General features: G+C 44.3%; 24 protein-coding genes. 19 read left to right on the forward strand and 5 right to left on the reverse strand.

The features are described 5' to 3' along the window. Positions 1–239: 239 nt before the first annotated feature. Positions 240–884 carry a spore coat protein gene (locus BMW94_RS17745; RefSeq protein WP_091000341.1) on the reverse strand — a complete coding sequence of 215 codons (645 nt, stop codon included), beginning with the start codon at positions 882–884 and terminating at the stop codon, positions 240–242. A gap of 114 nt (positions 885–998) precedes the next feature. On the opposite strand from BMW94_RS17745, the gene BMW94_RS17750 reads away from it, so the two are divergent. Beyond that, on the forward strand, positions 999–1,532 hold the full coding sequence (locus BMW94_RS17750; protein ID WP_091000342.1) for a hypothetical protein: 534 nt from the start codon (positions 999–1,001) through the stop codon (positions 1,530–1,532). A 34-nt stretch (positions 1,533–1,566) separates the two neighbouring features. After that, the gene (locus tag BMW94_RS17755) at positions 1,567–2,298 is read left to right on the forward strand and encodes a DUF1361 domain-containing protein (RefSeq protein ID WP_091000343.1); all 732 of its coding nucleotides are present in this window, start codon (positions 1,567–1,569) and stop codon (positions 2,296–2,298) included. Between the two features lie 115 nt (positions 2,299–2,413). Here the strand turns inward: BMW94_RS17755 and BMW94_RS17760 are convergent, their stop codons facing one another. Beyond that, on the reverse strand, positions 2,414–3,388 hold the full coding sequence (locus BMW94_RS17760; protein WP_091000344.1) for a serine hydrolase domain-containing protein: 975 nt from the start codon (positions 3,386–3,388) through the stop codon (positions 2,414–2,416). 205 nt (positions 3,389–3,593) lie between these two features. Here BMW94_RS17760 and BMW94_RS31325 point away from each other — a divergent pair, with 205 nt between their 5' ends. Continuing rightward, positions 3,594–3,908, forward strand: coding sequence for a DUF6809 family protein (locus BMW94_RS31325; RefSeq protein WP_368086918.1), 315 nt, complete (start codon positions 3,594–3,596; stop codon positions 3,906–3,908). A gap of 460 nt (positions 3,909–4,368) precedes the next feature. Here the strand turns inward: BMW94_RS31325 and BMW94_RS17775 are convergent, their stop codons facing one another. Next, positions 4,369–4,617 (reverse strand): hypothetical protein, encoded by a 249-nt coding sequence (locus BMW94_RS17775; RefSeq protein ID WP_175480747.1) that lies wholly within the window; start codon positions 4,615–4,617, stop codon positions 4,369–4,371. Positions 4,618–4,943: 326 nt separating this feature from the next. On the opposite strand from BMW94_RS17775, the gene BMW94_RS17780 reads away from it, so the two are divergent. Further along, positions 4,944–5,537, forward strand: a complete 594-nt coding sequence (locus BMW94_RS17780) for a cupin domain-containing protein (RefSeq protein WP_091000346.1) — start codon at positions 4,944–4,946, stop codon at positions 5,535–5,537. 130 nt (positions 5,538–5,667) lie between these two features. Here the strand turns inward: BMW94_RS17780 and BMW94_RS17785 are convergent, their stop codons facing one another. Next, positions 5,668–6,555, reverse strand: a complete 888-nt coding sequence (locus tag BMW94_RS17785) for a LysR family transcriptional regulator (RefSeq protein WP_091000347.1) — start codon at positions 6,553–6,555, stop codon at positions 5,668–5,670. 112 nt (positions 6,556–6,667) lie between these two features. On the opposite strand from BMW94_RS17785, the gene zwf reads away from it, so the two are divergent. From zwf to BMW94_RS17825, 8 genes are all read left to right on the forward strand, one after another. Further along, positions 6,668–8,185 (forward strand): glucose-6-phosphate dehydrogenase, encoded by a 1,518-nt coding sequence (gene zwf / locus BMW94_RS17790; protein WP_091000348.1) that lies wholly within the window; start codon positions 6,668–6,670, stop codon positions 8,183–8,185. Between the two features lie 40 nt (positions 8,186–8,225). Next, a complete protein-coding gene (gene fsa / locus BMW94_RS17795; RefSeq protein ID WP_063563123.1) occupies positions 8,226–8,891 on the forward strand; it encodes a fructose-6-phosphate aldolase in 666 nt (221 codons plus the stop codon). Between the two features lie 60 nt (positions 8,892–8,951). Further along, positions 8,952–10,370 carry an NADP-dependent phosphogluconate dehydrogenase gene (gene gndA, locus BMW94_RS17800; RefSeq protein ID WP_091000349.1) on the forward strand — a complete coding sequence of 473 codons (1,419 nt, stop codon included), beginning with the start codon at positions 8,952–8,954 and terminating at the stop codon, positions 10,368–10,370. A 288-nt stretch (positions 10,371–10,658) separates the two neighbouring features. Then, positions 10,659–11,762: a metallophosphoesterase gene (locus BMW94_RS17805; protein ID WP_091000350.1), complete on the forward strand. Its 1,104-nt coding sequence runs from the start codon at positions 10,659–10,661 to the stop codon at positions 11,760–11,762. Positions 11,763–12,134: 372 nt separating this feature from the next. Beyond that, on the forward strand, positions 12,135–12,977 hold the full coding sequence (gene licT, locus BMW94_RS17810; protein ID WP_091000351.1) for a BglG family transcription antiterminator LicT: 843 nt from the start codon (positions 12,135–12,137) through the stop codon (positions 12,975–12,977). A gap of 143 nt (positions 12,978–13,120) precedes the next feature. After that, positions 13,121–15,040: a beta-glucoside-specific PTS transporter subunit IIABC gene (locus tag BMW94_RS17815; protein ID WP_091000352.1), complete on the forward strand. Its 1,920-nt coding sequence runs from the start codon at positions 13,121–13,123 to the stop codon at positions 15,038–15,040. A gap of 59 nt (positions 15,041–15,099) precedes the next feature. Next, positions 15,100–16,563 carry a glycoside hydrolase family 1 protein gene (locus BMW94_RS17820; RefSeq protein ID WP_091000353.1) on the forward strand — a complete coding sequence of 488 codons (1,464 nt, stop codon included), beginning with the start codon at positions 15,100–15,102 and terminating at the stop codon, positions 16,561–16,563. 124 nt (positions 16,564–16,687) lie between these two features. After that, positions 16,688–17,281 (forward strand): 5' nucleotidase, NT5C type, encoded by a 594-nt coding sequence (locus BMW94_RS17825; protein ID WP_091000354.1) that lies wholly within the window; start codon positions 16,688–16,690, stop codon positions 17,279–17,281. Positions 17,282–17,313: 32 nt separating this feature from the next. Here BMW94_RS17825 and BMW94_RS17830 read toward each other — a convergent pair whose 3' ends face one another. Further along, the gene (locus BMW94_RS17830) at positions 17,314–18,195 is read right to left on the reverse strand and encodes an AraC family transcriptional regulator (protein ID WP_079693973.1); all 882 of its coding nucleotides are present in this window, start codon (positions 18,193–18,195) and stop codon (positions 17,314–17,316) included. A gap of 137 nt (positions 18,196–18,332) precedes the next feature. Between BMW94_RS17830 and BMW94_RS17835 the strand changes: the two genes are divergently transcribed. The 7 genes from BMW94_RS17835 to licT (BMW94_RS17865) all read left to right on the forward strand — a co-directional run bounded on the left by BMW94_RS17835 (position 18,333) and on the right by licT (BMW94_RS17865) (position 26,272). After that, positions 18,333–21,044, forward strand: coding sequence for an alpha-L-rhamnosidase (locus BMW94_RS17835; protein WP_091000355.1), 2,712 nt, complete (start codon positions 18,333–18,335; stop codon positions 21,042–21,044). 142 nt (positions 21,045–21,186) lie between these two features. Next, positions 21,187–21,714, forward strand: a complete 528-nt coding sequence (locus BMW94_RS17840) for a GNAT family N-acetyltransferase (protein ID WP_091000356.1) — start codon at positions 21,187–21,189, stop codon at positions 21,712–21,714. Between the two features lie 151 nt (positions 21,715–21,865). Continuing rightward, on the forward strand, positions 21,866–22,954 hold the full coding sequence (locus tag BMW94_RS17845; RefSeq protein WP_091000357.1) for an acyltransferase: 1,089 nt from the start codon (positions 21,866–21,868) through the stop codon (positions 22,952–22,954). A gap of 180 nt (positions 22,955–23,134) precedes the next feature. After that, on the forward strand, positions 23,135–23,695 hold the full coding sequence (locus BMW94_RS17850) for a DEAD/DEAH box helicase family protein (RefSeq protein ID WP_091000358.1): 561 nt from the start codon (positions 23,135–23,137) through the stop codon (positions 23,693–23,695). 21 nt (positions 23,696–23,716) lie between these two features. Next, positions 23,717–24,022, forward strand: coding sequence for a hypothetical protein (locus BMW94_RS17855; RefSeq protein WP_091000359.1), 306 nt, complete (start codon positions 23,717–23,719; stop codon positions 24,020–24,022). Between the two features lie 29 nt (positions 24,023–24,051). Continuing rightward, positions 24,052–24,834: a class I SAM-dependent methyltransferase gene (locus BMW94_RS17860; protein ID WP_175480748.1), complete on the forward strand. Its 783-nt coding sequence runs from the start codon at positions 24,052–24,054 to the stop codon at positions 24,832–24,834. 598 nt (positions 24,835–25,432) lie between these two features. Then, positions 25,433–26,272 carry a BglG family transcription antiterminator LicT gene (gene licT / locus BMW94_RS17865; protein WP_091000387.1) on the forward strand — a complete coding sequence of 280 codons (840 nt, stop codon included), beginning with the start codon at positions 25,433–25,435 and terminating at the stop codon, positions 26,270–26,272. The last annotated feature ends 112 nt before the right edge of the window (positions 26,273–26,384 follow it).

Consider the following 26,384-nt stretch of genomic DNA (forward strand, 5'->3'; position numbering starts at 1 on the left):
ATCTGCATCTCTTCTTTTTTATTTTTATGATGGAAGTATTGTGTTATGTACAGCATTATACATGTGAACGAAAGGCTGATTGGGATAGGTTTTATTTGATTAAACCAGTTTCTGGTAAGCGAATCAAGTATATTTTCGTTGCAAATATGAACCCTTTGAATGGAAGAAACACCAAAGACCAGCCTTTCTAACCTGTATCGGTTGAGAAGGCTGGCTGTTTTGACCTGCTATATTTTAAATTAATGAAGAGGCGGTCTATTATTGATTGACGTCTGAGGTGCACCATTTGCCGGAACGTATGCCTGAAGCATCTGCGTGGTATCATTTGTATTCAGTTGAGGCACTTGATAATAGGCGTGTTGGTTTTGATACATAAAAATTTCGTAGGCCATTTCTATAAACTGTTGTACCTGCGAAGCGATGACTCGGCGCACGGCTCCATTTGTAATTTCAGGAGCAGACATGGCCAGCAGAGAGGCATGTGACTTAATCAATCCCAGCATATGACCGCTGATGCCTGCATCTTTCACATCTGAAAGGGATTGGTTTGGCTTTTTCGGAGCAGAAGGCTTCAGGCCATATACAGGTGGTACGATGTTCGGAATCATGTAGGTTGCAGTCTCGTGATGAGGCTTGTGCCCAGTTGAGAAACATTCTGCAGTCAGATTATATTGGGATAACATGAAGTTGTATTGACGATCAAGAATATGAAGAAGTTCAGTATCTTGTACAAACGTCCTGAAGATCATGTATTGATCCAACACATTGATGGCCCCTGATAGAATTTCATGCATATCAAACATTTCATGTCCGCCATGGTTCATCTGAGGTGTGAAGACTGGATTTGCGTTATTTGCAGATTGAATGCGGTTTGGAGGCTGCATTGAATTTGATTCTCCTTTGGGAAATGGTATGATCCTAGTATGGTCTTTAATAGTAAATTTATGTAATGTGTGTTGGTTATAAGCGAAAATAGAGACAGGTATGGTGGTGGTTGGATGGAAACCGATTGGAGCCTTCCCAAAGCGTTATTCGTTAAACATTATGGGAGCGCTGTTCAGATGCATCGTGGTGGTGTTTATGCAGAATATAAACAATGGGATGTGCCGCAAGAGCTGGAACAGACATGGATGGAAGAAAGAATAGGTCAGTTAACCTCTGAATTATCTATCATGAACTGGGACGCGGTTGATGAGCTTGCGTCGATTGCAAGATATCATGCAAATCCGCTGATTGTCACTGCAATTACAGCATTTGCATCGAGACAACTGACGAGTGCGGACAGTATGGTGCGTTTGGTGTATGCGGAACGTCTGATAGAGTTGATCAAGCGATATGAATCGATTATTCCGGTGGATAAGCTGCGTGAAGCCTATCAACTGACAATGAACTTGCTGGGGGATGTGGCAACTAAACCGTTGGTGCTTGATCCGGGACATGAACTGCAGCAATATGGCTTGAAGGATAAACGTGGACTGAATCTGCGTGTGGAAAAGAACAAGGAAGAGATTATCCGATATTTTCGGAGCTGAACGTATTTTATTGGATCAAGTGAGGTAAATATCATTGAGAAAACTGAATTATATCAAAATATTTATTTTCCTTAGTGTGGTCACGGCGGTGACTCTCGGTTTGTATTATGCGGCTGCGAATTGGCTGGATCAGCGCTATTTTCGCTTCCTCATCTGGAATCTGTTTTTGGGCTGGATTCCTTTTGTATTCTCATATGTGGCCTATGGGTTCAGTCATCTTAAATGGAAGGGTGCAGCGTGGCTTGGTGTTGTGAGCGGATTGCTCTGGCTATTGTTCTTCCCGAACTCTTCCTATATTGTAACAGATCTGGTTCACCTGACGGCACGCAGTTCCCGTTATTATGGCGGAGGCAATGGATTGGACTACAAGTACTGGTATGACTTAATTGTGGTTTTAATGTTCGTTTGGACAGGGTTATTGCTCGGATTTCTGTCGATGTATCAGCTTCAGGAAGTGATCCATTACAAAATGGGACGATGGATTTCATGGATCTTTGTACTAGGAGGATGTGCACTGGGGAGTTACGGTGTTCTGCTAGGACGTGTATATCGCCTGAACAGCTGGGATGCATTAACCAATCGAGAGACGCTGGTTGAACTTATGCATGAGAGTGTAAGTCGTCCATCGCTGGCTTTCTGTATGTTCTTTGGCACGTTTATTCTTACGATCTACGCAACGTTATACTATCTAATGAATACGAGATCTTCCCGTGATAGGAAGACGGATGTCGGAAGTTCAGAGGCTGAACTGCAAGGTTTGCGATAATCGATAGCATGACATGTCTAATTCTAATAAAGCTAAACAAATAACCCTCAACTATTCGGGAATACCCCAAACGGTTGGGGGTTATTTATTACCCATTAAATGAAAACGAAGAAAGCTACAAGCATTTTAACAGTTCAGGAGCAATCCGCTTGGGGAACACATCCAGTGGAGGTTTTTCCTTCTTTCGTTTGTCATTGGTGAGCACGGCAACGAGTTCCAGAGCCGGCACGATATATACAAATTGACCACCAAATCCACGGGCGTAATAATAGTGGAGTATGGAAGTGGGCTGTTCCGCAACCTTAGCTTCTGAAGTTTCGTTGGTATAAGCATCCACCCACCAATGCCAAGCGTAACTTCCATGATTGGGTGGAGCAACCGAAATGGCAGGTTTTGTAGAGCGGCTAACAAGATCACTCGAAATCAACGACTGCCCGTTCCACATGCCTTGTTGCAAAAACAGTTGTCCGAATTTTAGTAAATCTTGCGGCAACATTTTTAAACCGAACCCCCCGGTATGTACACCTTGTGGGTCACTTTCCCATTCATACTGTTGAATCCCCAACGGGCCAAATAAGTAACGTTCCGCGAACCCAGCTACGGACATACCTGTACTTTGCATGAGGATGGCAGACAATATCTGCGATACCCCTGAATTGTATTCCATATATGTACCTGGCACATGACTTAAGTGTTGCTCCAACGCAAACTTCACCCAGTGATCTGTACGCGTCATACGCGGAAATGAATTCTGTCCTCCGAATTCGTCCCAGTTGAATCCGGCCGTCATAGTTAGTAACTGCTCTAACGTAATCTTCGGTTTGCGGGGGTCAGGGTCTGAGATCAGCTGTGGGAAAAAGGTGGAGATCGGCGTGTCAGCCTCAGGCAGCACCCCTTGATCCATAGCAATACAGATGAGCGCGGACAGTACACTTTTGGTGCAGGAATTGATTTTGGCAATATGGGTAGCTGCTTCTTGATTACGGTAGTGTTCGTATATGATCTCATCACGTACGCTGACTAAGCAACTGCGCAGATCCAGCGGCGGGATGATTTGATGCAACATGGATGGTATGGATGAAGGGTTCATAGTGTCCTTTCTATGTGTTTTAATTTGTGAAAATTCATGTAAAAATAGTTGCTCATTATATTAGCATACGAGCTAGGCCGAACTCAAACAATGGAAACATATATGCGAATATTGCATAAATCTCTATGAAATACTGCAAATCAGTTATATTTACTGAAGGAATCAAATGAAGGAGGTAATTAATTGTGAATAGTATATTGAAGACTTGTATTACGGAAGTATCAAACCTGAAGAAAATATTCTACCGAAAGATCCGTTATATCGATCTGTTAATAAAGAAATTTCAGCTTCCATAGAAAATTTTCAGCAGAAACTCTCGCAGGACGAGTTTAAACAGTTGGAGGAACTATTCGATAAGATTGATCATGTTCACTCTATGCATTCAAGTGCGGTCTTTGCGAATGGATTTAGATTGGGGGCATTGATGATCATTGAAAGTGTGGTGTCATCCCAGATTGATAAAGGAAAATTCCTAATTTTGCTCATAATGATTCAAAAAAATATTTTATTTGAATGTTAGAAACAATAAAATATATGCTTGAGGTGTAAAATTACTATCTTCCCACACAATATATAAGTGATTTTATAAGAAGTGGGGGATACCAGGGAATTCAATATACTAGCACAATGCATGAAGATCACACCTTTGTTCAAAATCGGCGATCAAGGTACGTTTGAAACGCTGCCTGATCACGCCATGGCGCGATTTACAAGGAGGATGTTAAGGCTGTAGAAGAATTCATTAAACAGGGCATGGATCTCGAAAAAGAGAGTACGCTCAGCAAATATATAGCATTGACGCCATTGGATATTGCCCTAATCACCAATCAACTTCCAGTCATCAAGGTTTTTGGTGGAGCGCGGGGTGAACCTGAACGTGAAGGACAACCCAGCAATCCTCAAAGCGTCAGATATGGCGGGGCCAGATTCCAATGAATTCGGTTTTTCTTGTCCAATTGTTTGGAAATTACAATACAACATTAGAAATCCCTCAACTGATCAAACACCTCAAATAACGCCTCACGGTTTACTTTAATAGTACTCTCATTGCCCAGTTCCTGTTCCAGTTGATCAAGCAATGTCGCAAGAACAACATAAATTTCCTCACGTTCAATTGTTTCAATAAAGCCAGTTTTGGCATCCATTTTGTTGAAAGTTCGCGTGTAGGTTTCAACCATGGAAGATAGCTGCTTCTGGATCAGTTCGTTGCTTATCTGGCTTTGAGCCAACTGACGAATTTCCTTGAGATATTGTTTGTACAGTTGCGTTGCCTTCTTGGCTTGAGCAGGGGAGAGAGGTTAACTCGTCTAGAGAGGTGATGCAAAGTATAACGGATATCTCCCAAAGGATTTGCCGCAGGGGGAAGATACCCGGGGCTTGCTTAATATAAAGCAAGGCTATAGATAAAACACTTAACGCCCGAGACCTGTTTCCCAACAGGACAAGGGTGTTAAGTGTTTTAATTGCAATGGAAACTTGTCCTCGGTATTATCTCCGCTTATTAACGCATACAGTACTACAATGAGATGTACGCCTATAAGGAGGAAACAGCGGTATGACTAATCCGATTTTGCAAGCCCCGAATGTTCAGCTGGCGGCGGATTCGACAGCGGTGTTGAATTATCAGCGAGACTCGCGCAATTATATTACCCAGTTGTTTGGACCGCAGCTGCCTACGATCAAAAATGGATTCTTCAATGTACACATGAGCAAAGGGATTATTGTGCAGCCCCACTGGCATACCAATGTGACGGAGATGGTCGTTCTGATCAACGGTGAAATTACCACCTCTGTCTACGATCCGTTCAAGCGTGAGCGGATAAGTTATCACTTGAAGCCAGGTCAGGTTTCGATATTCCCTCAAGGATGGTTTCACTGGTTTGTGGCGGAGACCGATGAGGTGCACCTCTTGACGATATTTGATCAACCTACACCGGACATTGTGCTAGGGGCTGATTTCCTGGCTGCAACGCCGCCTGAAGTTGCCCATCGTGCATACTGCATTGATGAGGAGGCGTACGCGAAGGCAGTGGCATCCATTAAGAATGATGCTATTTTGGGGCCGCAGATTGGATGTGTGGATTCTGTTTCCGATCAGGAGATCAAAGCTTCCAAATCATCCAAATCATCCAAAAAATCCAAGGGATAAACATCATCATGTTCTCCTATCAGATGAACGAATTCAGGCCTGTGACCGGAAAATTTTCCGATTACGGGCTTATATTTTGTTCCAATACACATTCTGAATTCTCTGTTAAGGATAGGCATACCAACGAATCTTACTCCGTTTTAAAAATGAGATCCATAAATCGATTGGCTGCCAGGGAAATCGGCATATTTCGCTTTGTCATGATGCCCACATGCGAAGGGGGCAGGGCAACATCCAGCTGTATTTCGAAGAGAGAGCCTTCTTCCAGCTCTTTGGAAATAAATTCACGGGTGACATATGATATGCCCAATCCCCGCCGCGCAAATTCGATTAACAAATCTACACTGCCGACCTCAATCTCGGGTTTGAGTGTATAGCCATAGCTGTTGAACAGCTCCGTAATTGCCATCCGAACCCGGCTGTTTCTGGAGAAAAGAATCAGTTGATGCTCCAGCAGCATGTCCAGTGTCATAACTTTATCCTTCAGTTGAGCATATCGTTCACCCGCGACAAAGCAGTCTTTAAGCTGGATACTTTCCCTGACCTCAAGCTGCGGATCAACAATGGGCATCCGGACAACACCCAAATCAATTTTGCCTTCTTTCAGAAACGTAATGACTTCCGGCGTTGTACCATGACTTAGATGCAGCTTGATGTTAGGGTAGAGCACATGGAATTCTTCCAGATAGGACAGCATGTAATGCTTGAACAGCGAATCACTGCCACCAATCCTTAGTTCTCCGTTGTCTAAACTCTTCAATGCAGCCATTTTCTCCTCGGCCAGCGAGATCAAAATCTGGGATTGTTCAATATAGGAATACAGACTTACACCTTCCTGAGTTAACGCAACTCCCTTGGAATTTCGGTAAAACAACGTAAGACCAAAGCTTTCTTCCAGCTGTTTGATGGCATGGCTGACACTTGGTTGAGTAATATATAGCGCTTTGGCGGCTTGGGTCAAACTGCCTGTTTTGGCAGCCCAGTAAAATACCTTATATAATTCATAATTTGTAGTCATAGATATCGTCTATAGCTCCTGTGAAATATATTAATTACTTGTATGGCTATAAAACGTATTATAGTGTAACTACAGCAAAGAAACCAGAGTTACTTGGAAGGAGAACAGTGAGATGGAACCAACGAGCATTATTTTATTTGGTGCGACTGGCGACTTAGCCAAAAGAAAAATATATCCAGCCTTATATAATTTATACATTGAGCAGAAACTTCCGGCATCCTTCTCGCTGATTGGCTTGGGACGCAGAGAATGGTCTGATGAATTTTTTCAGGCACAAGTGGAAAAATCATTAAATGAATTCTCCAGACGCCCTGCTGATCCTGAAGTTGTGAAATCATTTGTGCAGGCTTTCCGTTACAGTGTATTGAATATAAGCCATAAGGAAGATTATATAGAGCTGTTACATTTGGTTGAACAAAGAGAGGCTGAGCTTGGCATTCCGTCCAATCGTCTGTTTTACCTTTCGGTTGGTCCAGAATTCTTCGAACCCATTGCAGAGAACATCCAGGAAAGTGGACTTGGATCAACTGAGGGCTGGAAACGCCTTGTGATCGAGAAGCCATTTGGACATGATCTGCAATCGGCTCGTGACCTCAATCTCAAATTAAGCGAAGCGTTCACAGAAGAAGAAATTTATCGAATTGACCACTATTTGGGCAAACCGATGGTACAGCGTCTTGAAACCTTGCATCAAAGCAATCCGATCATGAAGGCGTTGTGGAACAACCGTTACATCTCCAATGTGCAGATCACCGCTAATGAGACTGTTGGCGTGGAAGAACGGGCATCCTATTATGATCATGTAGGCGCCGTGCGTGACATGTTCCAGAATCATATGCTGCAATTGCTTATGATGATGGCGATCCAGCTTCCATATAACAGCACCACGGAAAAAGTCGGTTTGAAGAAAAAACACATCATGGAATCGATCCAGCCACTGCAAAAGCAAAACGTGGGTGCAAGCGTCATTCGCGGACAGTATGCTGAAGGAAACATTCAAGGCAAATCCGTTAGCGGATATGCAGCTGAACCGGGTGTTGCCGTAAATACGATGAATGATACGTTTATTGCTGCGAAATTGCAGATTGATGACTTTTTCTGGCGCGGAGTACCTTTCTATATCCGTACTGGTAAACGAATGAAGGAGAAATCCACTCGTATTGTCATTGAATTCAAGGAACCATCCGGTCAGTCTAACGTGGTTAACGGTTCCAAACCGAACCTGCTTGTAATTGAGATGAGTCCTGACCAGAGCATGACGCTGCAGCTGAATGCAAGTGACCCGCAAAACAAAGGGGAGTTCAAGCCGGTTCATATTGATCTGTCACCAGATCGTGAGGATCTGGCGGAGGCATATGAGAACTTGATTCATGACGCATTGCATGGTGATCCAACGTTCTTTGCCCATTGGGATGAAGTAGAACTGTCTTGGGCTTGGGTACAACCTATTCTGGATGCATTCCAGGAGAATTTGCTCCCACTTCATCTGTACCCGGCTGGAACTTATGGACCAGCAGAGTCGGATGCGATGCTCGCTGCAGAAGGGCACCACTGGTGGTTTGATCAACCTGCTGATCAGCAGGCTGAAGATGATATTGAAGTTCCTCTGGCTGTTAATGCAAATCTGTAACATAAAAAAACAAAAACATATCCCTTGGAGGTAATTGAACATGAAATTTTTCATCGATACAGCAAACTTGGTAGACATCAAAAAAGCATATAAAATCGGCGTCCTGTCTGGTGTAACAACGAATCCTTCTCTGGTAGCCAAAGAAGGCGTGAAATTCGAAGATCGCATTGAAGAAATTTTGCGTGAGGTACCTGAAGTTGAATCTGTATCTGCGGAAGTAACACCAGATGCGATTACAGCTGAAGAGATGATTGCTCAAGCAGACGAACTGATCAAAATCAATAACAACGACAAAAACATCACAATCAAGCTGCCAATGACACTTGCAGGACTGGAAGCTTGCCGTTACCTGACCAAAAAAGGCGTGAAAACCAACGTAACGTTGATCTTCACCGTGAACCAGGCGCTGCTGGCTGCTCGTGCCGGTGCAACATATGTATCCCCGTTCCTGGGACGTCTTGATGACATCTCCGAAGATGGTGTACAATTGGTTGCCAAAGTTGCTGAGCTGTTCCGTACACATAACCTGGATGCACAGATTATTGCGGCTTCTGTAAGACATCCGGACCACGTTACACGTGTAGCAATGGCAGGAGCACATATCGCTACTGTTCCATTCTCCGTCATTGAACAAATCTCCAAACACCCGCTGACAGATCAAGGCATGGAGAAATTCGCAGCAGACTGGAAAAAAACAGTTCAGTAATAATGGATTGTTGATCTTGAATTTTAACCTACTATATATAAAGAGTATTGGGAGGACATAATGAGTAAACAACAGATCGGTGTCATCGGACTTGCAGTAATGGGTAAAAACCTTGCCCTTAATATTGAAAGCAAAGGATTCTCGGTATCGGTATTTAACCGTTCCCCGGAGAAAACGAACGATCTTCTCAAAGAAGCCGAAGGTAAAAACCTGACAGGCGCATTTACGATTGAAGAGTTCGTAGCTTCCCTGGAATCTCCGCGCAAAATCCTGATCATGGTTCAAGCGGGTAAAGCAACGGACGCAACCATTGAACAACTGCTGCCATACTTGGACGAAGGCGACATCATCATTGATGGAGGGAACGCATACTTCCCTGACACCCAACGCCGCAGCAAAGATCTGGAAGCCAAAGGTTTCCGCTTCATCGGTGCGGGTGTATCCGGTGGGGAAGAAGGCGCGTTGAAAGGCCCGGCAATCATGCCAGGCGGACAAGAAAGTGCTTATCAGTTGGTAGAACCGATCCTTACAGCGATCTCCGCTAAAGTTGGCGATGACGCCTGCAGCACATATATCGGACCAGATGGTGCCGGACACTATGTGAAAATGGTGCATAACGGTATCGAGTACGGAGATATGCAGTTGATCGGAGAAGCGTATCATTTGCTTAAATCCGTGCTGAATGTGTCCGTTGAAGAATTGCATGCAATCTTTTCCGAATGGAATCAAGGCGAGCTGGATAGTTACCTGATTGAAATCACGGCAGACATCTTCTCCAAATACGATCCGGAAACCGGCAAACCCATGGTTGATGTCATTCTGGATGCAGCTGGACAAAAAGGAACAGGCAAATGGACAAGCCAAAGCGCGCTGGATCTCGGCGTACCATTGTCCATGATTACGGAATCTGTATTCTCCCGTTTCCTGTCTGCAATGAAAGACGAACGCGTGGCAGCGAGCAAAATCCTGAATGGACCTGCGGTTGAGGCATTCTCCGGTGACAAAAAAGCGTTCATCGAGAATGTACGCAAAGCCCTGTTTGCAAGTAAAATCGTATCCTACGCACAAGGTTTTGCCCAAATGCGTGCAGCTTCCGACGAGTACGGTTGGGATCTGAAATACGGCAACATCGCCATGATCTTCCGTGGTGGCTGCATCATCCGTTCGCAATTCCTGCAAAACATCAAAGAAGCATATGACAAGGATGCAGCATTGAAAAATCTGCTTCTGGACCCATACTTCCAAAACATTGTTGAATCCTACCAAGGTGCATGGCGTGAAGTCGTTGCAGCTGCGGTAACTCAAGGGATTCCGGTTCCTGGATTCTCCAGCGCGTTGTCTTATTATGACAGCTACCGCACTGAGCGTTTGCCTGCGAACCTGTTGCAAGCACAACGTGACTACTTTGGCGCTCACACATTCAAACGTGTGGACAAAGAAGGTTCATTCCACTTCCAATGGATGGACACTAACGAGTAATATATAATCGAGATCATTCAGCATTCCTGTGCTAGTTCATGATGTTATTCAGTCATGAGCGGACACAGGAATGTTTTTTTATTCATATGACAGACTAAGGGTTGACGTATCGGCTGATATATAATGATTGGAATTCAAGTATCCCAAATTGTAATAAAATGTACGCATCTGCGGAATGGAAACAGATGTCCTGTCCCCTTTAACTGCGTTATACTTGTTCAGATGGACTGGAATTCGATTAAGAGAAAATTCAGCAATCAACTTATTGACGTGGAGGTTAACGGAAGCATGTTCGTACTTGCAGGCATCTTGTTTTTGATTGTGTACGGTTTATTAGTGTTTTACATAGGATGGAGCGGGTGGAGCTGGATGAAGCCAGTTGTATCTCCGAGATTTCGTTGGGTCTACATCGTTGGGCTCGTATTCCTTTCAATTTCATTTATACTGGCACGGTTGTTTGGAAGTATTTCCTTCCTGAGTGTAATCGGTTCGTACTGGCTTGCGATTTTTTCTCTGCTGGTATTAATTCTGCCAGTGGTTCATCTAACGCTATGGTTACTTAGACTAACGCGTATTCCAAGACATTACGCTCATAAATGGGCAGGTGTGGCCACCCTTGTACTTTTGCTGTCTACGCTGGGTTACGGTATCTATAACGCTTATAGCCCAGTCGTAAGGCAATACAGCATTCAGATGGATAAAAAAGTGGAAGGTGTCGATAGCCTCAACATTGTTATGGCTGCGGATATGCACTTTGGTCTGTTGTCCGGCCCTGCTCACGCTACACGTATGGTGGAAGAAATTAACGCACTGAAGCCGGATCTGGTGCTCTATCCTGGTGATATTATCGATGACAACCTGGATATGTACCTCAAGAGTGGGATTGCGGATATTATCAGTAGCATTCAGGCCCCTTACGGAGTGTACGCTTCACTGGGCAATCACGACAAGTATAATGGTCCGATCGAGGATCTGATTGCTGCTCTGGAGAAGAGTAATATGCAAGTTCTGTATGATGATAAAATTACATTGGACGACAAGATTACGCTGATTGGACGGAAAGACCGGACAGAGAAGGATCGTGCAGAAGTAGCGACGTTGATGCAGGATACCGACTTGAGCAAGCCTGTACTCATGATGGATCACCAGCCGTATGATCTGGATATAGCGGAACAGAACAAGATAGATCTGGTCGTGTCTGGTCACACCCATCGTGGTCAGATCGCACCCGCTCAGTTCATCACACAGGCTATTTATGAGAATGATTGGGGTTATCTGCAAAAGGGCTCCATGCACTCCATCGTCACCTCTGGATTTGGCTTCTGGGGACCTCCCATCCGCACAAGCAGCCGATCCGAGATTGTACAGATTCATGTGACGTTCCAGCAATGATTAGATATTTAGTAAGCGTGAGTCCTTCGAAAGAAGGGCTCTTATTTGTGTTCAAGGCAGGGAATTTCCTGTGATGAAAAGAATACATTTTCATTTTTGTTAGAATAATTACCCGGTTTTTTTCTGCATCAACATGTAAATATTAAGAGGGCATACCCTCCAGTGTGGAACTGTAGGGGAATCTTTCTTGGAAGCAAGACGAAGTAAAATAGCAGTGGTAGCATTTTGGGTTGACACCGTTTTCAGGTTATGATAAATTAGATCCGAGGCTTGTTACCGGTAATGCGGGCAAAACCACTATGGAAATGATTTTATTATTTCTATTTTGGTTTTGCCCTTTTTTAATCCTCAAAAAAAACAGGTGGGTCCAACATGATTATTAAACAGATATTTAATAACAATATTGTCAGTACCGTGGATGACAAAAATCAGGAACTGCTGATCCTCGGCCGGGGTATCGGGTTTAAGTTCAAGGCAGGCGATGAGATTGATGAAGAGCGGATTGAGAAAGTATTCCGGCTTCAGGATGCATCGATCTATGAGAAGTTCAAGTCCATCGTCACGGAAGTGCCGATCGAAATCCTGCAGGCGACAGATGATATTGTGACACTGGCACGTACGCAATTGAACAAAACCATCAGTGACGGGATTTATGTTTCACTGTCGGATCACATTCATTTTGCTGTCCAGCGTCTGGAAAAGGGAATGATTACACGCAATCCGCTCTCCTGGGAAGTGCAGCATTTCTACAAGGCCGAGTTTGACGTAGCCCGGGAAGCGCTCACCTTGCTGAAGGAAAGACTGGATGTGGAGTTTCCGAAGGATGAAATATGCAACATAGCGCTGCATTTCATCAATGCGGAAGTCAATGATTCCATGAACGATGTCACTCATTTGATGCAGCTGCTTCAAGAGATCATGAACATTATCAAATATCACTTCAATGTCGAATTGGATGAAGATAGCGTCAACTATTTCCGTTTCATTACTCATTTGAAGTATTTCTGCCAACGGGTCATTACTCACTCATCACATGACGATGCGGAGGAGTATTTATACGAGGTTGTACGGAAAAACTATCCCGAAACCTTCAAATGTATCGGCAAGATTGAGACTTTTATCCATAAGAACTATCAGTATGATATGACGCATTCGGAACAGTTGTATCTGACCCTTCATCTGGAGCGGTTAATGAGACCGAAGCGTGACCAATGAAATATCAGCACATGACCAGAACTCAACTAAATATCAAATGGGCTTGTTACTGTTCAATCAGGCAAAACCCGAATGAATGACACGTAGAAGACGTGGCTATTTGTTCGGGTATTTTTTATTGGAAAAATGAGGAGGAAACGATCATGAAACATCAGGAAACGGCACAAGAAATCATCAAAGCCGTTGGGGGAACTAACAATATCAACTCGGTGTATCATTGCGTCACAAGGCTGAGATTTGATCTGAAAAATAATGATAAAGTGGATAATAACTCACTCAAAAAGCTGGATAAAGTCATGGGAACAAATATCTCAGGGGATCAATTCCAGGTGATTATCGGGAATGACGTGTCCAAAGTATTCGATGCTATGGTGAAGGAACACCCGGCAATACAGCAAAGTTCAGAAAATAAACAGGCTAAACCTGAAAAAAGTAAAAATGTAATTCTCAATATTTTTGAGACAATTGCGGGTGTCTTTGCACCAATGCTTCCAGCGATTACAGCTGCGGGTATGCTCAAGGGATTGCTTGCATTATTCGTATCCCTGGAGTGGATGTCAGCAGGCACTGACACGTACCGTATCCTTTCCGCCATTGGGGATGGCGTATTCTACTTCCTTCCGCTGCTAATCGCAGTTAGTGCCGCTCGTAAATTCGGCAGTAATCCGTTTGTAGCCATTGCGCTAAGTACTGCGCTGATGTATCCCGATATGGGCGCATTGCTATCCAGCGGTGAATCGGTTGCGTTTATTGGCATTCCGGTAACGGCTGTCAGCTATGCCTCATCGGTTATTCCAATTTTGCTTGCTGTATGGCTGATGTCTTATGTTGAGAAATGGGTTGACCGCGTTATTCCAGCAGCATTGAAGTTGCTGCTTGTGCCACTGATTACCTTGCTTGTTATGGTACCGGTAACACTGATTGCGATTGGTCCACTGGGAACATTTGTAGGTAGCGGCTTGTCCGGTGGTATTAACTGGCTGCTGAACGAAGGCGGATTAATTGCAGGGATTATTCTGGGCGGCGCGATGGCGCTCATTATTATGACAGGTATGCACTATGCGCTCGTACCGATCATCCTGAGCAATATTGCTACATTAGGCTTCGATAAATTCTTGCCACTGACGTTCATCTCCAATATGGGACAGGCCGGAGCGACGTTAGGCGTATTCTTCCGTGCAAAAGACAAAAAGCTTAAAACCGTTGCATTGTCCACCAGCTTCACAGCTCTGATGGGTGTAACCGAGCCAGCCATGTACGGCGTAAACATGAAATATAAAAAACCGTTTGCCGCTGCGATGATTGGTAGTGCAGTGGGTGGCGGATTCGCGCTTGCTTTTGGAGCCAAAGCTTATGTGCTTGCAGGTAACGGTGGTCTCCCGGGTCTGCCATCCCTGATCGGACAAACCTTCTGGTACTCCTTTGGCGGTATGATTCTTGCCTTTGTCGTGGGTGCAATTATGTCAACTGTGTTCGGGATCAAGGAAGAAGAGGGCGATGCCGAGGCATTGGCTCAATTCTCACCAGGCGCTTCTACGGCACCAGCGGCGGCACCTTCCAGCAATGCTGCAACCGTGAACGTGGACGATATGGGGGCTCCGACACCAACAAGTGATGCGGTAGCCATCGCACCGATGACGGGTAAATCGATCGCACTCAAAGAAGTTAATGATCCAACGTTTGGCGATGAATTGATGGGTAAAGGTGTGGCATTTGTTCCAACGGTGGGCGAACTGGTGTCACCAGTTACAGGTACCATCATGAATGTGTTCAAAACGAAACATGCGATCGTCGTCCGCAGTGATAACGGAATGGAGCTTCTGATCCATGTGGGAATCAACACGGTGAAACTGCGCGGACAGTATTTTGAAGCCCATGTCGCTACGGGAGCACGTGTACAGGCAGGAGACAAGTTACTCACGTTTGAACTTGATCAAATTGCCAAGGAATATGACATTACAACGGCGATGGTCGTTACGAATACAGCAGATTACAAGCAGGTTCTGCCTGTGAAATTGGGTGCAATTACAATCGGTGAAGAAGTATTGAGAGCTGAAATTTAAAGCCGAAAGACGAACTTAAGAAGAAATAGACGACATCAATAAGAAGAGGAGAGATACGCATGATCAATCGACAAGGGTTTCCGGAAGGTTTTCTGTGGGGCGGCGCAATTGCTGCCAACCAGGCTGAAGGTGGATTTGATGCAGGGGGCAAAGGCTGGTCCACAGCGGATATGGTTCCTTATTTTGAGAAAAAGGATTACACGAACCTTAGAGAACTGATGCACGTGACCAGTGCAACGGTTGAGAAAGCGATGGCTCACCACAGTGCGAAGGGATATCCGAAGCGTTACGGTATTGATTTTTATCACCGCTTCAGAGAGGACATTGCGTTATTCGCCGAGCTGGGCTTCAAGACATTCCGTCTTTCCATCAACTGGCCGCGTATTTTCCCGAACGGGTACGATGCTGAGCCGAATGAAGAAGGATTGCGTTTCTATGATGAAGTATTCGACGAATTGCGGAAGCACCATATCGAACCTCTCGTGACGCTCTCTCACTATGAAATGCCAATGTCATTGGTATTGAAGTACAACGGCTGGGCAGGTCGGGAAGTGATCGGACATTTTGTAAGATACGCCGAGACCGTAATGAATCGCTACAAAGACAAGGTGAAATACTGGCTGACGTTTAATGAGATCAACACAACCATTATTGAGCCATTCACGGGTGGAGGCATCATTGAAGATCGTGTCGATAATGTGATGCAAGCTTCCTATCAAGCACTTCATCATCAGTTTGTTGCCAGCAGTCTGGTAACGCAGAAGGCACGTCAGATTAACCCTGATTTCCAGGTTGGCTGTATGCTTGCGCGCATGATTCACTACCCGGCCACGTCGAAGCCGGAGGATGTATTGCAAGCTCAGATCGATAATCAGCTGAACCTGCTGCATACCGACGTACAGGTGCGAGGCAGTTATCCTACCTTCATGGCTCGTTATTGGGCTGAACATGGCATTTCCATTGCGATGGAAGCTGGAGACGAAGCAATTATGAAAGAGCATACGGTTGATTTCATCTCGTTTAGCTATTATACATCGCTGGTATCCGCAGTGAATCCGGAGGAATATGGAGTAACTGGAGGCAACCTCTACAGTACGATTAAGAATCCGAACCTGGAGCGTACAGAATGGGGCTGGCAGCTTGATCCGATTGGACTTCGTGTGGCGCTAAAAGAGCTGTATGATCGTTATCAACTGCCGTTGTTTGTCGTGGAGAACGGACTTGGTGCCAAGGATATAGTAGAGGCCGATGGTTCCATTCATGATGATTATCGGATTGATTATCTGAGAAAACATATTACACAAATGAAAGAAGCAGTCATGGATGGGGTAGACCTTATGGGTTATACCAACTGGGGTGCAATTGATATCATCAGTGCGTCCACTTCGGAAATGTCAAAACGTTATGGCGTAATCTACGTCGATCAGGACGACAACGGACAAGGCACATTGAATCGCTATAAGAAAAAGAGCTTTGGTTGGTATCAGAACGTCATCGCTACGAATGGCGAAGATTTGGGCTGATTTCGGGGGCAGTCCTTGCGCAGCAGTTATTGCGGCGCAGGGGCCGCTTTTTATTTTGAACTGAAAAAGGATAGCGCTGTTACATTGATGATGATATACTGTGATCCTATTGGAGGGGATAAAGATGAAGAAACCTATTATTGCTGTAGATATGGATGACACCATATGTCATCTGGTCAAGCGAGCCATCTATCATAACAATATCCATTTCCCAACCCATCCGCTGCGATATGAGGATATGAAACATTGGGATACATCCCATTTGCGCCATCCGGATTGTACACATGATGTATTTTACGGTCGACCAGGGCTGTTTGAGGAACTGGAGATTTACGATGAATATGTGGTAGAAGAGGTGGAAAAGCTCCATCAAGCCTATGATCTGCTGATCCTAACCGCGGCTGAGCCCAAAACGGTTGTAGAGAAGTGGAATTGGCTTCAGAAGCACATGCCATACATATCTCCAGAACAGTTTATAACCTGTAAACGGAAAAACTTGATTAACTTCGATCTATTAATTGATGATGGAGCACATAACCTGATACCCGCGCTGAATGACGGAAAAAAAGTCATCTGTATCCCTCATCCATGGAATATAAACGAACGGGAGCAGCATCAGTTTCCGTTGATGACCTCTTGGAAAGGTGCAAAGGCTTATGTAGATCGTCTGCTTGAAAGAGAACATGAAGAGATTAAGTTTGATCCTGTAAAGAAATGAACCCTGAGAAAGAACGGAAGGCAGGAATACACTTAATTCAATGGTTCAGTTCTGAAGTTCCTGCGATAGCTCTGCGGGGTTTCTCCCGTAATTCGTTTAAAGACAGCGTAAAATGAATCTACATCCCGGTAACCTACAAGTTCAGCAATTAAACTGACTTTATGTTGTGAATTCTTCAGCAATTCACAGCTTTTTTGTATGCGCAAATGTTGTAGATAAGCACCAAATGTCCGCCCGGTATGGGTCACGAACATGCGCCCAATATGTCTTTCGCTCCAACCAGAAATACTCACCAGTTCGCTTAGACGGATTCGTTCGTTAACATGTTGGTCCAGGTAATGAAGGATATGTTCCATATCAGTCGCATTTTCCTTCTCTTTGCAGGTAGCTTGATGGATCTGTCTGTAAGTCGTCACGACGAGTTGGCTAACAAGCGTATACAGGATCGTGGAAGAGCCGATTCCCGGAACGGCAGATTCGCGGTACAGTTTTACCATTAATTCTTCCATCCGTTGGCTGTAATCTGTGATGGATACATAAGGAACCCGATTCTTTTCCAGGTCTGTCAGATGGTTTCGAATCTCCTGCTCCTGAATAATAATGGACAGGGTGTGGATCAGTTCGGAATTGAACAGACAGTTATAGATAATGAGTGGATGCTCTGATACATTCGCAGTAGCTGGGCGGAATACATGAGGAACGCCGACTGGAATGACAAATAACATCCCTTTGTGTACCGGAATAATATCGTCACCAATGTGATGAAAGCCCTTTCCTTCTGCCACATAACTATACTCAACAAACTCGTGTGCGTGAAAGGGAACCATAAAATCCTCGGAACATCGGTTCACGAACAGCTTCAGATTATTCTGGAAAAAGGATTCACTCTTGAACAGCTGTATGGTTGGATTCACGGAATAGCCTCCTTAGTTGGAATGACCAGATTACCGGGTTAAACTGTCCTCATTACCGGGTATTTCCGATCACAGAATCGATATAATTATATCGTAACCTTGAATTGGAAACCACGATGGAAAGGGATGTTTCTCTGATGTTGACCGTAAGTCATCTGCGTTGTGAGTATAGAGTAAATCCGATTGGACTAGATATCACGTCACCCAGATTAAGCTGGCATTTGCAATCCGATCACAGAAATTGTGTACAGTCAGATTATCAAATTCAGTTGTCACGAACGGAAGATTTTGCTCAGATTGAATGGGATTCCCACAAAAAGAGCTCTGATCAGTCCATTCATGTTGAACTGGAGCACTGGGTGCCAGAAGCACGAACCCGCTACTATTATCGCATTCGTGCCTGGGATCGTGCAGGAGATGAATCGGACTGGTCGGAGTCAGCGTATTTCGAGACGGGATTCATGGGTAGTGAAGATGCCTGGCAGGCGGAGTGGATCACAGTCGATCCTTCCTCTCAGCAGGATGAGTCTTGCCCACGACTGCGTACCTCGTTTGAATTGAAAAGGCCTGTAGCTTCGGCAAGAATATATGTGACTGCACTTGGATTGTACGAACTTCATCTGAATAATCAGCGAGTGGGCGAAGCGTACTTCACCCCGGGCTGGACCAGTTATAGTAAGCGGTTGCAATATCAGGTTTATGATGTTACCGAACAGCTTCAGAATGGACAGAATATACTCGGTGCTTATCTGGGAGATGGCTGGTACAAAGGACATTTGGGATGGGAGAAAAAGCAGGAGATATACGGTACGAACGTAGGCTTGCTGCTGGAACTTCATATTCATTATACCGATGGTTCAGAAGAACATATTATTTCGAATCGAAACTGGAAGAGTTCCCCCAGCGCCATTCGCAGCTCGGACATTTATATGGGCGAAACGTATGATGCACGTATGGAATCTGATTGGCAGGATTCATCCTCAGTCCAATGGTCGCCGGTACGTGTACTGGATCACTCCAAGGAGATTATTATTGCACAAGAGAACGTACCCGTAACGCCAATAGAGCAAATTAAACCGATCACTTTGCTTACAACTCCACTGGGAGAGCGTGTGCTGGACATGGGACAGAATATGGTCGGTTGGGTGAGATTCAGCATTCAGGGTGAAGCGGGGCATACGGTTGAGTTGCTACATGCCGAGATATTGGATCATCAGGGTAATTTCTACACTGAAAACCTGCGTGGTGCAACGCAGTGCATCCGTTATACCCTAAAAGGCGCTGGAGTAGAGACGTACGAGCCACGTTTCACATTTCAGGGATTCCGTTATGTGAAGTTGATTGGATTCCCGGATGAGATTCGGCTTGAGGATTTCACCGGTGTAGTTCTGCATTCCAATATGGAGCGAACCGGTGATTTCAAAAGCTCCAGTCCACTCGTGAATCAGCTTCATCACAATATATTGTGGGGGCAAAAAGGGAATTTCGTTGACGTACCGACAGATTGTCCGCAGCGTGATGAGCGGCTGGGCTGGACGGGAGACGCGCAGATGTTTATACGCACATCCTCATATCTGATGAACACAGCGCCTTTTTTCACCAAATGGCTGAGGGATCTGCAGGCCGATCAAGGAGAGGATGGAGGCATTCCTTTCTATGTTCCTGATTTGAGGAGCTCGACGTCAGACGGATGGGGGGATACGAATCATTCTTCCGCTGCCTGGGGGGACGCCGCAGTGATCTGTCCATGGACGATCTACGAGATGTACGGGGATGTCAGGCTGTTGGCCGAGCAATATGACAGCATGAAGCGCTGGATTAATTACATTCATGCTCAAGGAGAGAATCCTTACTTGTGGAATACGGGCTTCCACTTTGGTGATTGGCTCGGGCTGGATTCCAAGCCGGACAGCTATATTGGGGCTACAGATAAGGATTTCGTAGCAACTGCATTCTATGCTTATTCGGTTTCTCTAACACGGAAGGCTGCTGAGGTGTTGGGGCATACGGAAGATGTAACTTATTATAATGAGCTGCATGACAACATTGTTGCTGCATTTCAAAATGAATTTGTGACACCAGCGGGCAAACTTGCAGTCCCCACACAGACCGCGCATGTGCTCGCTTTGCATTTTGACCTATTGGATTCTACAGCTCGGAAACGTACCATTGATCGATTGGGGAAACTGGTTGCCGATGCAGGAAACCACTTGACCACCGGTTTTGTTGGAACACCTTATCTGAATCCGGTATTGAGTGATACGGGGCATCATGATCTGGCCTATACGCTGCTCTTTCAGGAAGATTATCCATCCTGGTTATATCAAGTGACACAAGGTGCGACTACGGTTTGGGAGCATTGGGACGGAATCAGGGAGGATGGCAGTCTGTGGAGTGCAGACATGAATTCCTTCAACCATTATGCTTACGGCGCCATAGGGGAGTGGTTATATCGTTATGTTGCCGGAATTAACACAGATGAGCATGAGCCAGGATTCCGCATCGTACACATCGAGCCCAAACCAGGACCAGGACTGGATTGGGTGGAAGCGAGTTTCGAGACCATGTACGGTTCTGTCACATCCAACTGGTATCGCCGCGATAATAACGAGATCGAGGTTCGTGTGACCATACCTGCCAATACGACGGGCACGGTTCTTCTTCCTGGAGCAGATGTGCAGACGGTTCTGGAGAACGGAAAAGCTTTGGCCCAAGTAGCGGACATTCATGAAATTCAAACGCAAGCATCAGATGTACGAATTGCTCTGGGCTCAGGAAGCTACCAATTCACATACAAGGTAGTTAAAACAGAGCAGGAATTGCAGGCGCAACAGGTGGAATCAGTATAACTGGTGTGCATTAGAGGAATAAGCAAGCAGGATCATGAACTATTATAATAGCGAAAGCTGGACCGAGTAGAGGATCTGCCCACGCAGGTTCTCTTTTTTTTACTTGAATAGAGACATTATGAGTAAGGAGGACGTATGCAGAATGAGCAAAGAAAAAGTTAGAATGGTTAAACCTTCAGCTGAATATAAAGAAACGTATGTGGCATTTTATGAAGATTGGGTTGCAAGCGGAGAATCAATGGTACCGTGGGTCATTTCGAAAGAACCCTATCCTTTTGAAGAGATGTTAGCTTTTTTGGAGCGCAGCGAACAAGGCATCGATATCCCGGAAGGCTGGGTCAGGGACAGTACATACTGGCTCGTGACGGAGAGTGAGCGAGTGGTGGGAGCCGTAAATATACGACATGAATTGAATGAGAATCTGTTCCATAGCGGAGGGCATATTGGTTATGGAATTCGTCCAAGCGAGCGTCAGAATGGATACGGTGCGGAGATCCTCAAGCTTTCCTTGGAAATTACCAAAGATCTCGGAATTACCAAAGTATTAGTCGTATGTGACGCCCATAATGAGGCATCCAGAAGAGTTATTCTTCGTAACGGGGGCATTCAGGATCAAAACTATGTAGAGCCTGACGGAAATATCGTTGAGCGGTTCTGGATAGGTAAATAGCTATTGTCGAATAATGCTGAATGTTGTAGTAATTTAACAAAAATAATATAGATCATGATTGTATTACTAACGTCTGCTGATTAAAATAAAACTTAGAATCTGGATTGCGGCCGGAAACTATCATCCTATCAGGCATAAGTGAGGTTTTATTATGAATCAACCGGTTAATCGGCCCCGGCGTATTGAGTATCTGGATCTCTATCGTGCTTTTGCAATTATGGCAGTGGTCGCTATTCATGCGACTTCAACAGCAGTTACACATTATCCCAAGCACAGTTTGGATCATGACTTTTACTATTTTTGGAACAGCTTTCTGCAATTCGCAGTACCTGCATTTCTGTTTCTCTCGTCGTTGGTGTTGTTCTACAATTACAGCTCCAAGATGAAGGAAAAAGGCTGGATGCCCGCTTTTTATAAAAAGCGATTATTTTATGTTTTTGTGCCTTATCTGGCCTGGTCACTCATTTATTTTATCGTCAAACAATGGCTAGCAGGCAAAGAGCCTTTGGCACATTTGAAGCAGTTCTCGGAGCAATTGTTAACCGGTACTGCACATACGCATTTATATTTTTTTCTGATTATTTTGCAATTTTATGTGGTTTTTCCACTGCTTCTTTCGTTAACACGTTATCGTGTATTTAATCGATATTTACCTTTGTTCTTTATTGCCGCGCAGGCTGTTTTTTACGCACTGCATTTGCAGTTTCATTTCTCACGGATGGGGAGTTTGCTGCCCAGTTACCTGATTGTTATTGGATTCGGTGCATGGATCGGGTTGAACTTCGATGCGGCATTGAAGAAATTGATCTCGTACCGTTATGTGCTGATTGCTGCATTGTTGAGCGGAGGAGCAGTGTTTATTTACGGTAATACTTATATAAAAACGGCTTTCGCCGCAACTCCGGCGCTAACCTATACGTTGCTATTTCTATTCCGTAATCTGTTTACCCTCTCAGCCTGCTTACTCTTACTGATCGTATGTGAACGAATAGGTGCATGGAAACAGAATGGATCTAATCGGACAACTCGCATTCTGAACTCTTTGGGTACGGTGGCGTTTGGTGTATTTTTAATACACCCATTAGTGCTCTTGTTCTGGAGAAGAGAGCTTTCCGTGGAACTCGCTCCACACTTCAGCCTTGGCATTATGCTGTCTTATGTTGTGGCGATTTTGCTCTCATGGATGATTGCCATGGGACTTAGAAGAATGAAGTGGGGATGGGTTCTGATCGGACGTTAACGTTGGGCAGACTATGAAACGATGAATATGAAGTAAAACCGAAGAAGAGATTTCAAGCCCTGTAATTTTCAGCGGATGGCTTGAGATCTCTTCTTTATTTGCCCAAGAGGCGTTATTATGGACTAATGTCCATAAAATTCAAGTAATGGAATACATATTGTTAATGTCAGGAGTGGTGGCATGAAGTTTATCATTATTTTTGGTCCACAGGCTGTAGGGAAAATGACGGTGGGTCAGGAATTGGAGAAGATCACCGATCTGAAATTATTTCACAATCACATGACAATTGAACTGGTGTCACCTTATTTTAGCTATGGCACGCCTCAAGGGAAGAGACTGGTTAATCTGTTCCGTCAGGAGATTTTTGAAGAAGTGGCGAAGAGCGAGCTGCCCGGTTTGATTTTTACATTTGTATGGGCATTCGATATGAAAGAGGATTGGGAGTACATTCGCAAAGTCAGTGCGTTGTTCGAGTCCAGAGGTGCAGAGGTATGTTATGTTGAACTGGAGGCTGATCCGACGGAACGACTGGAGCGTAACAAGAGTCCACATCGGCTGTTGCACAAAGCAACGAAGCGTAATATCGAATGGTCTGAGCAGGATCTGCTTTCGAGCATGGAGAAATATCGATTAAACTCAGAGCCCGGAGAAATTACGCATGAGCATTATATTCGTATTAATAACACAGACAAGAGCCCGAAAGACGTGGCGCAGCTAATCCAAGAACGATTCAAACTGTAATTGAAAGTGGAGGGGAAAAGCATGTATCTCATTTTGGCTCTAGTAGTAGGATTTGTTCTGTGTCTTCTGATCCCATATGGTACGATTCTGGCAGGCGCGATTATATTTGCACTTGTTGCAGACAATTATCGTCAGACCATGAGTATGCGCGAGGATATTCGTTCCATTAAGCATCATCTGGGACTGATGCACAAGGGTGAAGCGGAAGAGTACCAGATCGATAAACAGTTAACGGATATCGAACACTTGGATTCGGACCAGTTGAAGATCATTAATCGAAGAATTGAAGCAGAGCTGGAGAAGGAAAGCAAAAAGAATAAATCATGATCAAACACTACACCTAAAGGGAGAATCGAATGACCATTGATATAGATAATGCTGAAGAATACGATAACCCCGCTTTATACGATCAGGAGAATAATGCATACCTGGAAGATGTGAAATTCCTATCCAAATGGGCTGCAAAAGCTGATGGCGTGATTATTGACATCGCTTGTGGTACAGGAAGGGCGACGATTCCATTAGCTTTGGAAGGCCATCATCTTATCGGTGTGGATCTCCATGAAGGAATGTTAGCAGAAGCAAGAAACAAAGCAGAACATCTTCAATTAGCCATTGAGTGGGTGGAACAGGATTGTTCCAAACTGCAATTAAATGTGACAAGCCCAATGATTTACTCCATCGGCAATTCGTTTCAACATTTCCTGACCAATGAAGACCAGGACGGATTATTATCCTCAGTGAACAAACATTTGGAGATGGGAGGCATTTTTATTTTTGGTACTCGCTTCCCGAGCACAGAGGAATTGTTACAACCTCCGACTGAAGAATACTGGAGAAGTTATGTCGATAGTGAAACCCATAATACTGTTGATGTATATACCATCAGCCGCTATAATTCAGTCCAGCAGATCCAGCACTATACTACAACAAGGAAGATGAAGGATGGGAATGGAAATATCATCAGCGAAACAAGTACCAACATCCGTTTGAGATATACATACCCCCAAGAGATGAAGCGTATATTAGGCGCAAATGGTTTCGAAATTTTACATTTCTATAAGGATTGGCAGGGTACGCCATTGACTGATGAGAGTTATGAGATGATATATGTCTGCAAAAAAGTGAGCAAAGCGTGACAAAAAAATGATAATTGATTTTTTTGTATGCATTTCTTCATCATTCGGACACATTAAGTCCTCCTCTTATGCGGGGCTTTTTTGTTTATTTATGATCCGGATTCGACAGGATTTTAAGCAGCATATAAGCAAAAATATAGACAATAAGTGCAAGCACTTTTACTCTGGAATGACTCGGAAGCGCTCATGAATGCATCTATTAATTTTGGTTTATATGGACGAATTGAAAAGCGAGTAGTGGGCTGTCTGATACAGATCAGAAGCATATAGGTATTGAAATTCTGGATTTGGTGCTCTCGGTGCAAGTATAATTCCCTGAATAAGGCGTCATGCTAAAGGAGTGGTTTGTATGGGAAGGTAGATCGATACAGATTCAATATGCACAAACAGAAAAAAACACAAAGCAGATAAACAGATTCATTTAGGCGTTTAAAATGTAGTTTGCTAGGGGAAAAGCATCATCGATTTTTTTGTTGCACAATGTAGAAAAATGTAATACCATGAACGCACATATAGTTAACATTGAAGTGAAATGGGCAAGGCCAGTGACCTCGTGGAAGGTACGGTTTGCCTTTTTCTGTATATTGGAGTGGATAAAGTGAAGATCGAGAAAGTGTTAAACAATAATGCTGTAGTTGCGATGAAAGACGAGCGTGAAGTCATTGTCATTGGCCGGGGAATTGCTTTTCAGAAGCGAGCTGGTGATGAGGTGTCCGAGCAGCATATTGATAAGATATTTACTTTACAGAATGAAGATATTCAGGAAAATTTCAAGGCATTAATCGCGAGCATACCACTGGAATACATGAAAGTGTCTGAGGAGATTATTGCCTACGCCAAGCTGAAACTTGGGAAAAAGCTAAACGAGAGCATCTATCTGCATCTGACGGATCATATTCATTTTGCTATCGAACGTTATCGTAACCATCTGCCCATCCGTAATGGATTGCTCTGGGAGACCAAGCAGCTCTACAAGGATGAATATGAGGTAGGGCTGGAAGCGCTAAATATGATTTGTGATCAGTTTGGTGTGCTTTTGCCGGAGGATGAGGCAGGGTTCATGGCCCTTCATTTTGTCAATGCGGCACTAAACGAAGAGATGCCTAACATCCGAAGTATGACTCAGGTTATGCAGGAGATTTTGACGATCATCAAATATCATTTCAAAATGGACTTTGACGAGAACTCACTGAATTATTATCGATTTGTGACCCATCTGAAGTTTTTCGCTCAGCGGCTGGTAAAAGGAAAGCATTATAAAAGCAACAACGACGATGAGTTATTCGAGATGATTCAGAAAAAGTATCCTGAAGCGCACAAGTGCTCGGAGAAAATTAAAAAGTTTATTGAAAATAACTACACGTATCAACTGACTGACGAAGAAATGATGTATTTAACCATTCATATCGAGCGCGTGGTGCATGCCACATCGGAGTAACAATATTACAAAATAAAGATTCTTAAAAAAACGCTTGCAAAAGTACAGAAGGTATTATATTATGAATTCATAAAGTAAGCGCATACATCAATCGGATTGTAACTGTTCAATC

It is taken from the genome of Paenibacillus sp. OK003 (assembly GCF_900109515.1).
Lineage (GTDB): Bacteria > Bacillota > Bacilli > Paenibacillales > Paenibacillaceae > Paenibacillus > Paenibacillus marchantiae.